Origin of the sequence: Salinivibrio sp. MA440 (assembly GCF_001996265.1) — a bacterium.
Taxonomy (GTDB): domain Bacteria; phylum Pseudomonadota; class Gammaproteobacteria; order Enterobacterales; family Vibrionaceae; genus Salinivibrio; species Salinivibrio costicola.
In genome coordinates this window covers 24765-38325 of record NZ_MUFI01000023.1, presented here as the reverse complement: position 1 = coordinate 38325, position 13561 = coordinate 24765, and the positions used below count along the sequence as shown (strand labels likewise).

Here is a 13561-nt window from a genome sequence, read left to right as displayed (position 1 = left end):
CCCTGATGCGGATATCAGCCAGCTGGTGCCTTTGAACGGCTTACGCCAGTGGAAGAGGTAGGATACGAGTGTCGCGATAACCGAAAGACGCTTAAGGTTACCTCTCCTTGCGAACACAGCTTTTCAACATCATCCGGTGTTGAAACCAAGCAGCGTGAATATCCATATATCAACAACACAATAAACGATTCGGATATAAAAGCAAATCGTTATTATAAGCAAGGTTTGTGATGTGAGAGTTTGACCGCGCAGGCAAAAAGAAAAGCGCGCGACGGATTCGTTTTGGTGTCGCGCGCGTATCGATTAAGGGTTACGTCGTTTAGCTGCGGTCGAACGCTAGACGCGTGGAGTAGCGATTCTCACTGTGCTGACCGTGCTCAAACGCGACTTCGCCATTAACGAGAGTCATCTCAATGCTTGACCCAAAGGTGTGGCCGTCAAACGGTGACCACTGGCACTGATAAAAGAGATTTTCTTGGCTGACTGTCTGAGTTTGGTTCAGATCCACCAGTACTAAGTCGGCCCAGTAGCCTTCACGAACGAAACCGCGCTCTTTCACCTGATAGCGAACAGCCGGCGCATGAGCCACTTTTTGTACCACCAACGGCAAATCAAAAATCCCGCGATGATAAAATTCTAACGCCACTTGCAAGGCATGTTGCACTAAGGGTAGGCCGGCTGGGGCGTTAAAGTAGGTATTTTGCTTCTCTTCAAAGGTATGCGGCGCATGATCGGTGGCAATCACATCGATAACCCCGTCTTTCACCGCTTGAATGAGCGCTTGCTGGTGGTGCGCCTCTTTGATCGCAGGATTACATTTGATCAGTGTCCCTTTGCTGTCGTAGTCGTCGCGATTAAAAAACAGGTGATGAACGCAGGCTTCGGCAGTGATTTGCTTTTGCTGCAAGGCTTCTAGGGTTTTAGCAGGCTCAAACTGGTACAGCTCGTCTTCGGTCGTCAGATGCAATACATGCAAGCGTGTCCCGTGTTTTTTGGCTAAGTTAACCGCCAGTTGCGACGATTTTAAGCACGCTTCTTTGGAACGAATATGGGCGTGCGCATCAATGGGGACGTCGTCGCCATATTTTTCCCGATATATGCCTTCCAGTTCATTGATCATTGGCGTGTCTTCGCAATGGGTTGCGATCAGCGTTGGGCAGTCGGCAAAAATCGCGTTCAGTGTTTCAGGATCGTTGACCAACATGTTCCCGGTTGACGCGCCCATAAATACCTTCACGCCACACGCAGCGTTGGGATCAAGACGACGGATCTCATCGATATTGTCGTTAGTAGCGCCAAGATAAAAGGCGTAATTGGCATGACTGGATTGTGATGCGCGTTGATACTTTTCTTCCAGTGCCTCTAGCGTAGTGGTCGGCGGGTTAACGTTGGGCATTTCCATGTAGGTGGTGATGCCGCCGGCAACCGCGGCTTTCGATTCAGTGGCAATGGTGCCTTTTTTCGGGAAGCCAGGTTCACGAAAGTGAACTTGGTCATCAATCATTCCAGGTAATAGGTGTTTACCGGTTGCATCAATCACGCGACAATCGGCGGCCGCAGGGGCACTGATGTCGCGAGCAATCTGGCTAATGCGGCCATTTTCGATCAGTACATCGGTCTCAACAACGTGTCCTTCGTTGACGACAGAAGCGTTTTTGAAAAGCAGGGTGGTCATGGTGTGATCCTTACATGTCAATGCATCGGTGCTATGGTAACGCAATCGATTACTTGATTCAGCCCCTGTTTTTACCGGGGATTGACGGATATTTCACCGCGCATTGACCGAATTGTTGCACATTCGTACCGTTAGCATATTGCCCTTCATTGGGGGCTGCCGCATACTTGGCCGACACACAATCATAAAAGGGAATCGACCATGGCGGAAGAAACTATTTTCAGCAAAATCATTCGCAAAGAAATCCCCGCGGATGTTGTCTATCAGGATGAACTTGTTACTGCCTTCCGTGATATTAATCCGCGCGCGCCGGTTCATGTGCTTATTGTACCCAACAAATTGATCCCAACGACCAATGATGTGGAGCCAGATGATGAGCTCGCGCTCGGGCGTATGATTACCGTGGCCAAGAAAATTGCAGCGGACGAAGGGGTTGCCGAAAACGGCTATCGTTTGATCATGAACTGTAATCAACATGGTGGCCAAGAGGTCTATCATATCCACATGCATTTAGTGGGTGGGCGAGCGCTTGGGCCCATGGTGGTGGGTTAACACATTAAATATGAATGAAACCATGAAAACCGCGAACCTTGAGTGGTCACGCCGATGGACGAAAAAATGGGGCAAGTTGCGCTTGCCTCAACTAATGGTGGGCGCGCTCGTGCTGTTACTCGCAGGGTGTGCGCCTCGCTACCAGCCGGTTAACCCGTCGCCAGACACCAACCGCGCAGCACGTTTATCAGATTCGCAGGTGCATAACGGCATTGATCGCGCCATGCGTGCTGCGGTGGAAGCCTTATTGGCGAGTGAGCCTTTAAAGGTATCGCCGGTGACCTTGGTCCAACCGATCCAAAATAGCAGTGGCGATTATTTTCCTACCCCAAGGTATTCAACGCAGTTGCAAGCGGGCTTAATCGAATCCGGTCGGATAACGCCTGTTCCTGAAGCGAGAGTACAGGCGGTCCGCGCCTCGTTAGGGTTGGCAGCGAATCAGGTGCTGGTGGATCCCGCGACCATTATGCAATATGGCCGCATGCTGGGTGCGCAGTATCAACTGAGCGGTAAAATCACCGGTCAGGCCCCTTATCAGCTAAGTTTGCAGTTAATGGACTTACAGTCAGGAGTGATCGCTTGGCAGGATGTAGAACGCTTTGTCAGCCGTTGAATGGTCTCCTGCTCTGGCGCAGACCTTATCTATCGCACTGACGCGCTATTATGGTGTCCCTACCGAGGTTACCGGTGTCGAGCCGTTGGCAGCGGGCCTGACAAATCGCTGTTTACGACTCACCGACTCACAGGGGGGGCGCAGTGTTTGGCGTCCCCATGGTCGAGCGGCGAATGCTTTTGCCATTGACCGTGCGCGTGAAGCTCAGGCGCAATCTTTGGCCGCTGAGCATGGTCTGGCGCGTCAGCCGATTGTCCACAACGGCGAAGGATTATTGGTGCCTTGGGTGGATGGCGAACCGCTTTGTAATCTAAAAACCGATCAGGCATCGATCCTTATTCCACTTTTATCCCGTATTCACCAGCTGCCGACGGATCTGGAAACCGCGTCCGTCGAGGCACAATGCGCTCATTATGAAAAGCAACTGTCTGATGATGTGGTAGCGCGTTTACACCGGCTCAAACATAAGGTGCTCGCACATAGCCCGCTCCCAACGTATGAGCCATCGGTGGTGTGTCACATGGACTTGGGCGCTTACAATGTGGTGATCGAGCCAGATGGTAACCCGTGTGTGCTTGATTGGGAGTATGCCCGCGCCGGTGATCCTTATCTTGACATCGCGCTCTTTTGTCGTGCTAATGGCTGGTTACCACACACTGTGGTGCCGCGTTATTGCGCTCTGCGGCAACTAAAATCGGTGAATGTTATCCTCGCACGCGTCAACACTTGGCTGCCGTTTACCGACTATTTAGCGCTATGTTGGTATGAGGTGGGGGCGAATCTGTATGGGTTACCTGCGTACAATCAAGCAGCGGACGTGCTGTATCAACAGCTTTCAGAGTAGACCGCCCGCTACATTCGGATAAATCCCTCGTAGCTGACGCATAGGCGAATAAGGATAAGGAGACAATATGGTCAAGGATTGCAAACGGCGGTGTCGAACAGGCTGGCTTGTGGGCTGTCTGTTGGTACTTGCCGGATGTACCACGGAGCTTGCGTACAATACGTTGCCGTTTTGGATTCACTATTACCTGGACGATATTGTCGACCTGACCGCCACCCAATCGCGCCAAGTAAAAGCGGACCTCGATGCAGTTCAGCAATGGCATCGCGTGGAAGAGTTGCCTCGGTTAGCGGATCGGCTCACCTTGATCGCCGCGCAAAGTACGGAACGGCAAACATGGGACCAGTTGCGCGATCATCAAGCTGGGTTTAAAACTCGGATACAAGCCACACTCAATGCACTGATCCCGGCGACGACGCGTTTATTGCAAAGCCTGGATGATCGTCAGGCTGAGCGATTGACCCAATTTTTAAAAGACGAAATTGCTGAGGCACAAGCGCGCCGTGACCAGCAATCACCGCAAGAACGGCTAGCCGAGCAACAAGAAGAGCTTGAAGAGCGCACTGAGGGTTGGGTCGGACACACCACAGACAGCCAAGCGCCATTCTACGCTGAGATGGCGGACTACCAGCAACGCGCGATGCCGACCTTCATTACGGTACGTGAGCAGTTGCAAGCGCGGCTATTTAACCTGATTGAGACACGCCAACGCGATGACTTGGATAGTCAACTGCGTCAATGGGTGGATGACCTCGTCGCCTGGCGCGGTGGTAGTGATACGCAGACAGACATGGCGATCTATCGCTCTCGGCGCCTTGACTGGTTACTCAGGTTCGATAAAAGCTTGGATGATGATCAACGCACGCACTTGATAGAAGAACTTGAGCAATGGGCGTCGCGTTTGCAAGGCATGGCTGGATAAAAATACCCTGATCCTCGCTAGGGTGATCTTGCTCATTTTTGCGTGTAAGCAGCTATGCTATTGATAAAGGCCATTACATTCTTAGCGCAATCAGCAAGGACCGCTTATGATCATCTATCTGCATGGCTTTGATGCCACCAGTCCAGGCAACCACGAAAAAGTGCTTCAACTTCAATTTGTTGACGACGATGTTCGCACCATTAATTACAGCACCCTGCACCCCAAACATGATATGCAGCACTTACTTAAACAGGTGCAAACGCAGATCGAAGCCAGCCAGGATCCTAACCCATTGATATGTGGTGTTGGGCTAGGCGGGTATTGGTCAGAGCGAATTGGATTTTTGTGCGGGATAAAGCAGGTTCTGATCAACCCTAACTTGCACCCTCAGGAAAATATGCCGGGCAAAATCGACCGTCCTGAAGAGTACGAAGATATTGCAACTAAATGTGTCACTGATTTTCGTCAGCGCAACCAGCAGCGAGCGTTGATTATCCTATCACGTGAAGACGACGTGCTAGACAGTCAACGTAGCTATCATCTGCTTTCACCTTTCTATCCTGTGCGTTGGGATGAGGCGCAAACCCATAAATTTAAAAACCTTTCTACGCATCTACAAGCGATTGCGCACTTTAAAAAGTCTACCTGATGGTCACTTTCCCGTATCGAGCGTATAGCTACGCCATTGTTATACGCGCTTGGTGTTATTTTCCTACATTTTATCCGTAAATAAAGCACAGACAAGGGTCGAAGTGATCGCCATTTTACGGCAAAATGGACGGGCGTGCTGACCAACTACACAGCAATAAACCACACGCACTGATACAGATTATGTCGTTAGTCACTAACAAATAGAAAGTGGCGTACTTAAGACCGATTTTAGCTAGTGGCATACGTGCGGCTAGCGAGTGTTTTTTAATTAAGGTAAGGATGTAGAAGTGACCAAAATTATCGTTGTCGGCGGAGGTGCAGGCGGGCTTGAGCTCGCGACCAAGTTAGGCCGCACGTTAGGCCGCAAACGCCGTGCTGAAATCACCCTCGTCGATAAAAACAGTAGCCATTTATGGAAACCCCTGCTGCACGAGGTGGCCACGGGTTCGATGGATGAAGGCGTCGATGCATTAAGCTATCGCGCGCATGCTAAAAATCATGGGTTTGATTTCCAAATGGGCACATTATGGGATATTGATCGCGAACGTAAGGTGATCACCCTCGCGCCCATGTATGACGAGAATAACGAGCTATTAATGCCCGAGCGTGAGCTCGAATATGACACCTTAGTGATGGCGATTGGCTCGACCTCTAATGACTTTAATACCCCTGGCGTGCGTGACAATTGTATTTTCCTGGATAACCCGAAACAGGCACACCGTTTCCGCCGTGAAATGAACAATGAGTTTATGCGCCTGCACGCGAAACACGGTGACGGCAGTGTTGATATTGCCATTGTTGGTGCGGGGGCGACAGGCGTTGAATTGTCGGCTGAGCTGCATAATGCGATTAAAGAGCTGCGCAACTATGGTTTCCGTGACCTCGAGAACTCTAAGTTGAATGTGACCTTGGTTGAAGCGGGCGAGCGAATCCTACCGGCGTTACCGCCACGTATTTCTAGTGCCGCGCATCAAGAGTTATTAAAACTCGGCGTAACAGTAAAAACCAACACCTTTGTGGTAAAAGCTGATGAAGATGGCCTAGAAACCAAATCGGGTGAACGTATTCATGCTGATATTATGGTTTGGGCTGCGGGGATTAAAGCGCCTGATTTCTTGAAAGATATTGCGGGGTTAGAAACCAACCGCATTAATCAGCTTGAGGTGAAGAACACCCTACAAACGACCCATGACGACGATATTTTTGTGATTGGTGATTGCGCGGCGTGCACGCAGGAAGATGGCAGTAAAGTGCCACCGCGCGCGCAGTCTGCCCATCAAATGGCGAGCCTGTGCTTTAGCAATATTGTTGCGAAAATGAACGGGCGTGAACTTAAACCTTATGTGTTTAAAGATCATGGTTCGCTGGTTTCTTTAAGCCGCTTCTCGACGGTTGGTAGCTTGATGGGGAACCTGACCAAAGGCTCAATGATGATCGAAGGGCGCATCGCGCGTGTGGTTTATATTTCTTTGTATCGCATGCATCAAATTGCGTTGCACGGCTATGTAAAAACCGGCTTGATGATGTTAGTCGGCCGCATTAACCGTGTGTTACGTCCAAGCTTGAAGCTGCACTAAGGTGGGATAACGCGCCGAATCTAAACCGGGGCCTGTTCCCGGTTTTTTTTGAAGATGGTGCTTTTGCGATAATTGTTGCTCAATGGCGCGAAAGTCGTCACAATGGCACCGCAATCAAGATTATTGATATCACTTCTAGAGCAACCCTCCTGAACGCCGAGTTTTCCTCATACAACGATATTGATATTCATGCCCTTAAGCGACGGGTAGGGTGTCTACACGTGGCGACATTTTTTTATTTATTGAGATCAATTGATGAGTTTCTCCTCTTTAGGACTATCTGCACCACTCCTTAAAGCCGTGCAAGAGCAAGGCTATACCATCCCATCACCGATTCAGGCTAAAGCGATTCCGGCAGTAATTGAAGGCCAAGATGTGATGGCTGCCGCGCAAACCGGCACCGGTAAAACCGCTGGGTTTACGTTACCGATTTTAGAACGTTTGCAAGCCGGTAAACGTGCGCGCCCGAATCACGTTCGTACTTTGATTTTAACGCCAACGCGTGAACTCGCCGCACAAGTTCATAAAAACGTTGAACAGTACAGTCAGTACACGCCGCTGACCTCGCTGGTGGTGTATGGTGGGGTGAAGATAAACCCGCAAATGATGAAATTGCGTAAAGGGGCCGACGTCCTCGTGGCAACGCCGGGTCGTTTATTGGATCTGTATAACCAAAATGCCGTCAACTTTTCGCAACTTGAAGTGTTGGTGCTGGATGAAGCCGATCGCATGCTGGATATGGGCTTTATTCGTGATATCCGTAAGATTTTGGCCGCTTTGCCTGCGAAACGTCAGAATCTATTGTTCTCAGCCACCTTCTCGGATGAGATCCGTCAACTTGCCAAAGGCATGGTCAACAATCCGGTTGAGATTTCGGTCAGCCCTGCTAACCAAGCGGCGACCAGTGTCGAACAGTGCATTTATCCTGTTGATAAAAAGCAAAAAGCGCCGATGCTCTTATCGTTAATTGCCGATAACAACTGGCAACAAGTGTTGGTCTTTAGTAAAACCAAGCACGGTGCCAATCGTCTGTCGCGTTATTTAGATGAGTATGGCGTCAGTGCTGCCGCGATTCACGGTAATAAAAGCCAAGGCGCACGTACCAAAGCACTGGAGCAATTCAAAACCGGTGATGTACGTGTGCTTGTCGCGACCGATATTGCCGCGCGTGGCATCGATATTGCGCAATTACCACAAGTGGTTAACTTTGATTTGCCCCATGTCGCTGAAGATTATGTTCACCGTATTGGACGGACCGGACGGGCCGGCGCTGTGGGTCATGCGATTTCGCTCGTCTGTGCCGACGAAGCTAAAGATCTCTTTGCGATTGAGCGTCTAACCAAGCAAGTGTTACCGCGCCTTAGCCTTGAGGGTTTCCCAGTGGCGAATCCACTGCCGGAGTCGCGGTTAGATACGCGACCACTGAAGCCGAAAAAACCGAAGAAGCCAAAGCAGTATCAAGATGGCCAACGTTCGGGCGAAAAAGCACGAGGGCATAAACCGATGAGTAAAAATCGTCGCCATACGGGCAAGCCGGGTGCGAAACCGTCATCCTCATAGTCTGACTGGGGCTGTGAGCGTGAAACTAAAAAAGCCGGCTTGATGTGCCGGCTTTTTAATGCGATTTTTTCGATGAGCGGCTTTCAATGAACGGCTTTCAATGAGCGACTGTCGATTAACCGTTATTGACTTTGCGGACCTGAATAATCAATCCCATCATTGGATTATCGAGATAATGTGTTTCACCACTGCGCATACGGCGTTTGTGGGTAAATGCATAAGGCTGCAAGTAGCGTTCAACATGGTATTGTTTTTCTACTTTCTGTAGCCCTGCCACTTGCACATCGTTATTTTGATTCGCGGCAGCATCGGCGCGTTGCAGTGGCATATCAATGATGTCTTCAACTAAAGCGCGACGTTCAGTCGGCTCGCGTAACACCATATCGGCCTCGACATATAAGTAATGCTGAACATAGACACGTAGTGTGCCGTCAAGTTCATACAATTCCTGCGGTGTCGCGGGCTCGGAGACGCTTTGCTCGTCCCAGTCTTTGCGGCTTAAGCCATCGGTAGGGTCGTCAGCGGTCTTCGGCTCAGGTGTAGCTTTGATCGGCGTGCCGTCGGGATTAAAACTTGCGCGATAGTCTTTTCCTGCCATCACTCGCAGTAAAGGCAGTGCCGCTCGACCACTGTCATCTTGGCGCCATGCCACATGAACCATGGGCGTAAAGCCTGCATGGTTTTTTAATTTGTTGTAGGCATCGTTAAGTTGCCATTGGTTAGGTGACAATGGCGTTAACCCGGCGTCTTGTAACGCGCGTTGATTGGTGACTGGCACGCCGCGGCTCACACTGCTCTCGCTGTCTTGCGATGGCCAGTTTTCTTCTACGCTTGCAGGATCTTGGTTGCGCTTAAAAACAATTAATTCGACATCATAAAGCCGTTTAGCCCAGACGGGCTGGCTTAATGACAACAGTAATAACACCACAAGTCCTTTTAGGCCTGCGGCTGAGCGCCAATCTTTCGCGGGACGTTGATGATTTCTCACTGGTTACTCCATTGGTAATGAAAGGCGACGTTGTCAGCCGCCTTTCATTGGGTTTGTTGACGCACTAGGCGACTAACTGATGGCTCGCAAATTGAGTCAACAGCTCATCAATAAAGTTCATCCGCTCGCGTCGGTCGGTGAGCGTTTCGACAAACTTGATCTTAGTTGGCCCGTCAAACTTAAACTTATCTGGGCGCGATTGTAACAGTCCCACTAAAAATCCGGGATCAATTTGCGCGTTTTCATGAAACTCCACTAAGCCACCCCGCTCACTGGCCTCGATCTTCTTCACGCCTAGGCTTGCGGCACGTATTTTCAGTTGCTGAATGTGGAGGAGGTTCTTCGCCGCATCAGGCAGTAATCCAAAGCGGTCAATCAGCTCGACTTGCAGCTCGTTCATGTCGTCGTTGGACTTGGCGCTGGCAATGCGTTTATACATCGATAGGCGCATATTAATGTCCGGAATATAGTCATCCGGTAATAGGGCAGGTAGCCGCAATTCAATGTCGGTCTGTTCATTGAGCAGTGCATCTAGGCTTGGCTCTTTGCCCTCTTTTAAGGCTTCAACCGCTTGCTCTAACATATCCATGTAGAGGGTAAAGCCAATCGATTGAATTTGGCCGCTCTGCTCATCGCCCAATAACTCGCCCGCCCCACGAATTTCCAAATCTTGCGTCGCGAGAGTAAAACCGGCCCCTAAATCTTCCAGCGCGGCAATGGCGTCGAGTCGTTTGACCGCATCTTTGGTCATGCGTTTTGGATGTGGCGTGAGCAGATACGCATAGGCTTGGTGGTGTGAGCGTCCAACACGGCCACGCAACTGATGAAGCTGCGCCAAGCCAAAGTGATCGGCGCGATCAATAATAATGGTGTTGGCTGAGGGAATATCGATGCCGGTTTCGATGATGGTGGTACACACTAATACATTGTACTTTTGGTGATAGAAATCACTCATGATTTTTTCTAGCTCACGCTCGCGCATTTGCCCATGCGCCACGGTCACGCGAGCTTCAGGGATCATGTCACTGATTTCATTCGCAGTTTTTTCTATTGTCTCGATATCGTTGTGCAAAAAGTACACTTGCCCCCCGCGCATGATTTCGCGTAAGAGCGATTCTTTGATCAAGTTGTCTTCGCGCTCGCGGACAAAAGTCTTCACCGCTAAGCGTCGTGAGGGCGGGGTCGCAATAATCGACAGATCACGCATGCCACTCATGGCCATATTGAGTGTCCGGGGAATCGGTGTGGCGGTGAGCGTGAGAATATCAACATTGGCACGCATGGCTTTGATTTTCTCTTTTTGACGTACCCCAAAGCGGTGTTCTTCGTCGACAATCAGTAAGCCTAAATCCCGTACTTTGACATCGGATTGCAGTAACTTATGGGTGCCGATCAGTATGTCGACTTTGCCGGCTTCGCAATCGGCCATGATCGCTTTTTGCTCTTTGGCAGATTTAAAACGTGAGAGCACTTCAACCCGCACTGGCAGGTTAGCGAATCGATCGCGGAAGTTTTCAAAGTGTTGTTGCGCGAGCAAGGTGGTTGGCACTAATACAGCAACTTGCTTACTGTTGTTTACGGCGAGGAACGTCGCCCGCATTGCCACTTCCGTTTTGCCGAAGCCAACATCGCCGCAGACCAGGCGATCCATGGCGATTGGGCGGCACATGTCGGATAACACCGCATTAATCGCTTGGGACTGATCTGCGGTTTCTTCAAACGGGAAGGTGGCCCGAAATGTTTGATAGGCCTCTTTGTCGTGAGTAAAGGTAAAGCCTGGCTTAGTTTCGCGTTTGGCATAGACATCCAAAAGCTCTGCGGCGACATCACGGACTTTTTCGGCCGCACGGCGACGGGCTTTTTCCCACGCTTCGCCGCCTAATTTATGGATAGGTGCGGTGTCTTCCGCTCCACCAGAGTAACGGCTAATTAAATGCAATGCGCCAACAGGCACATACAGTTTGGCTCCTTGCTGGTATTCGAGCGTCATGTATTCGGTTTTTAAGCCGCCGGCTTCTAAGGTCTGCAAACCTTGATAGCGGCCAATACCGTGTTCAAGGTGAACCACTGCTTGTCCCGGTTTGAGCTCTGCCAAGCTGCGGATCACCGCATCATTACTGACGGTTTGTTTGCGTTTTTCGCGTCGGCGTTGTTGCACGGCGCGCTCGCCGAACATGTCACTTTCGCAGATTAGGGCAAATTGGCGCGGGTTATCAATAAAGCCTTGGTCTACCGGACCGATGATTAAACCAAAACGACCGGGTTGTGATAGGGCTTCGGATAAGCCATCTGCGACCATAGGGCGGATTTTCGCTTGGCCAAGTAAATCCAACAATGCTTCGCGTCGACCTTCCGATTCGACCGAGAAAATCACCTTACCGCTATACGCTTCGCTAAATTGACGCAATGCGGCCAACGGCTCTTTCGCTTGGTGGTTAACGGTCAGTGACGGCAGTGGCGAGATATCTAGATTCTCGCGTCCGGCTTTTTTTGTGACGCTGTCACTTTCAAGCTTAAGCCGAGGGTACTGTTTGAGTGTCGCAAACAGGGTGTCTTTGCTCAGCCATAGTGCATCGGGAGGAAGCAGTGGACGCAGCGGATCAACACGGCGTTGATCATAGCGGTTGGCGACATCTGCTTCAAAGTGGCTGATCGCCGCATCGATATCGCCGACCGATAAGATAAGTGTGTTGTCAGGCAAATAATCGAACAAGGTTTCGGTTTGCTCGAAAAATAGCGGCAGCCAATATTCAATCCCCGCTGGCCAGGTTTTTTTGCTGACTTGCTGATAAATCGACTCAGGCTCTCGGCGCGCTTCAAAGTGTTCACGAAAACGGCCGCGAAAGTATTCTACGGCGGCATCATCGGTAGGAAACTCATGAGCCGGCAGTAATTGGATCTGAGTCAGTTCGCCGGTTGAGCGCTGGTTTTCCGGATCAAATTGACGAATGGTATCGACTTCATCATCAAAAAAGTCAATGCGATAGGGTTCGTCACTGCCCATTGGGAATAAATCAAGAATGGAGCCGCGGCTGGCGAATTCACCATGTTCCATCACCTGGTCAACATGGCGGTAGCCGGCATCGGTGAGTTGATCCCGCAGCTTTTCAAGCGAAAGAATATCGCCTTTTTTCACCATCAACGCATATTGGTGCAAAAACTGTCTTGGTGTGACGCGTTGCAATGCCGTACTGGCCGGTGCGATTAATACGCCCGTTTTCTGGTGCGGCAGTTGATACAAGCAAGATAGGCGTGCCGAGATAATGTCTTGGTGGGGCGAAAAACTGTCGTACGGCAGCGTTTCCCAATCCGGAAAAATATCGCACTCACCTTGGGTGAACTGGCGAATGGTCGGCTGTAATCGCACCGCGGTTTGGTTATCCGGGACCAATAGAAAAACCGGGCCCGCATGCTGTTGGGTTAAGGTTGCAATCGCTAGCGGAAGCGCGGCCCCTGCTAGGTTACCAAGGTGTTTAACGTCGCCGGGGCCCGTGGGCAGAGTGAAAGCGTAGAGCGGTTGTTGGGTCATGAGTTTAACTGCTTGATTGTTTTCGGTCGCGTGCGCGTTTTTTTAAGAGTTTTTGCTGATGATACAACGCGGCACGAATGAGAGTGTCTTGGTCTTCTTCCAATAACCGTGTGTACTGGATTTGGATCAAATAGTGAGGCTGATTGCCATCGTCTTCTTGATGATGCTCGCAATCGTCTTCTTGATGATGCTCGCAATCGGTCACCACGCCGTAGCAATAAATGGCTGTGGGTGGATGATCAAGGAACAGCTTGACGCGCGCATGTATCCCAAGTGCTAACGGCGATGGACTCAGGTACGAAAAACGACTCGCCCCAAAGGTATGGGTGATAAAGCGGTGAGAAGGCTGATCTTCATGGCTGAGCATGTAGCCCATCATCAGTGTGAGCTTTTCGTTTTGAGTCTGCAAAATGCGGAACAATGCTGACGCGTCATTAGGGTCAATCGACTGTAAATCCTTTTCCACGTCAGCATCAAGCTGGCCGCATTGGCTCGCCAAGCGAAATGGCGCGGGGATCTCCGCGATGAAGCCATCCGCGTCCGGTTGCGGTTGATTGTCGGCGAGAGGCTCCACATTTATCCGCATGGCCGCTCGCACAGAGAAGTATTCGTCTTGGCTCATCACTGTGCCTTTACATTGCTGTTGTATT

11 protein-coding genes are annotated in these 13561 nt (G+C 50.6%); 7 read left to right on the top strand and 4 right to left on the bottom strand.

The window, feature by feature from the left end:
- Positions 1-319: 319 nt before the first annotated feature.
- Positions 320-1675: a dihydroorotase gene (locus tag BZG80_RS08870; protein WP_077660788.1), complete on the bottom strand. Its 1356-nt coding sequence runs from the start codon at positions 1673-1675 to the stop codon at positions 320-322.
- A 201-nt stretch (positions 1676-1876) separates the two neighbouring features.
- On the opposite strand from BZG80_RS08870, the gene hinT reads away from it, so the two are divergent.
- The 7 genes from hinT to BZG80_RS08835 all read left to right on the top strand — a co-directional run bounded on the left by hinT (position 1877) and on the right by BZG80_RS08835 (position 8394).
- A complete protein-coding gene (gene hinT, locus BZG80_RS08865; protein ID WP_077460639.1) occupies positions 1877-2227 on the top strand; it encodes a purine nucleoside phosphoramidase in 351 nt (116 codons plus the stop codon).
- 22 nt (positions 2228-2249) lie between these two features.
- Positions 2250-2840 (top strand): hypothetical protein, encoded by a 591-nt coding sequence (locus tag BZG80_RS08860; protein WP_158011539.1) that lies wholly within the window; start codon positions 2250-2252, stop codon positions 2838-2840.
- Complete coding sequence (locus BZG80_RS08855) at positions 2827-3684, top strand: phosphotransferase (protein WP_077679160.1); 858 nt, start codon at positions 2827-2829, stop codon at positions 3682-3684. Before BZG80_RS08860 ends, BZG80_RS08855 begins: the two co-directional genes overlap by 14 nt.
- A gap of 67 nt (positions 3685-3751) precedes the next feature.
- Positions 3752-4606 (top strand): DUF6279 family lipoprotein, encoded by an 855-nt coding sequence (locus BZG80_RS08850; RefSeq protein ID WP_077676944.1) that lies wholly within the window; start codon positions 3752-3754, stop codon positions 4604-4606.
- A gap of 106 nt (positions 4607-4712) precedes the next feature.
- The gene (ycfP, locus tag BZG80_RS08845) at positions 4713-5255 is read left to right on the top strand and encodes an alpha/beta hydrolase YcfP (RefSeq protein WP_021022822.1); all 543 of its coding nucleotides are present in this window, start codon (positions 4713-4715) and stop codon (positions 5253-5255) included.
- Positions 5256-5544: 289 nt separating this feature from the next.
- Positions 5545-6834, top strand: a complete 1290-nt coding sequence (locus BZG80_RS08840) for an NAD(P)/FAD-dependent oxidoreductase (protein WP_077679159.1) — start codon at positions 5545-5547, stop codon at positions 6832-6834.
- Between the two features lie 255 nt (positions 6835-7089).
- On the top strand, positions 7090-8394 hold the full coding sequence (locus BZG80_RS08835) for a DEAD/DEAH box helicase (RefSeq protein WP_021022820.1): 1305 nt from the start codon (positions 7090-7092) through the stop codon (positions 8392-8394).
- A gap of 115 nt (positions 8395-8509) precedes the next feature.
- Here the strand turns inward: BZG80_RS08835 and BZG80_RS08830 are convergent, their stop codons facing one another.
- The 3 genes from BZG80_RS08830 to BZG80_RS08820 form a co-directional block, all read right to left on the bottom strand.
- On the bottom strand, positions 8510-9382 hold the full coding sequence (locus BZG80_RS08830) for a peptidoglycan binding protein CsiV (RefSeq protein WP_077679158.1): 873 nt from the start codon (positions 9380-9382) through the stop codon (positions 8510-8512).
- A 64-nt stretch (positions 9383-9446) separates the two neighbouring features.
- On the bottom strand, positions 9447-12911 hold the full coding sequence (gene mfd / locus BZG80_RS08825; RefSeq protein ID WP_077679157.1) for a transcription-repair coupling factor: 3465 nt from the start codon (positions 12909-12911) through the stop codon (positions 9447-9449).
- Positions 12912-12915: 4 nt separating this feature from the next.
- Positions 12916-13533, bottom strand: a complete 618-nt coding sequence (locus tag BZG80_RS08820; protein WP_077679156.1) for a hypothetical protein — start codon at positions 13531-13533, stop codon at positions 12916-12918.
- Between the last annotated feature and the right edge of the window lie 28 nt (positions 13534-13561).

What these genes read in the sequence shown, in the direction of transcription:
- BZG80_RS08870 (WP_077660788.1), bottom strand. Translation starts at nt 1,675, where the DNA reads ATGACCACCCTGCTTTTCAAAAACGCTTCTGTCGTCAACGAAGGACAC.
- BZG80_RS08820 (WP_077679156.1), bottom strand. Translation starts at nt 13,533, where the DNA reads ATGAGCCAAGACGAATACTTCTCTGTGCGAGCGGCCATGCGGATAAAT.
- BZG80_RS08850 (WP_077676944.1), top strand. Translation starts at nt 3,752, where the DNA reads ATGGTCAAGGATTGCAAACGGCGGTGTCGAACAGGCTGGCTTGTGGGC.
- mfd (WP_077679157.1), bottom strand. Translation starts at nt 12,911, where the DNA reads ATGACCCAACAACCGCTCTACGCTTTCACTCTGCCCACGGGCCCCGGC.
- ycfP (WP_021022822.1), top strand. Translation starts at nt 4,713, where the DNA reads ATGATCATCTATCTGCATGGCTTTGATGCCACCAGTCCAGGCAACCAC.
- BZG80_RS08860 (WP_158011539.1), top strand. Translation starts at nt 2,250, where the DNA reads ATGAAAACCGCGAACCTTGAGTGGTCACGCCGATGGACGAAAAAATGG.
- hinT (WP_077460639.1), top strand. Translation starts at nt 1,877, where the DNA reads ATGGCGGAAGAAACTATTTTCAGCAAAATCATTCGCAAAGAAATCCCC.
- BZG80_RS08835 (WP_021022820.1), top strand. Translation starts at nt 7,090, where the DNA reads ATGAGTTTCTCCTCTTTAGGACTATCTGCACCACTCCTTAAAGCCGTG.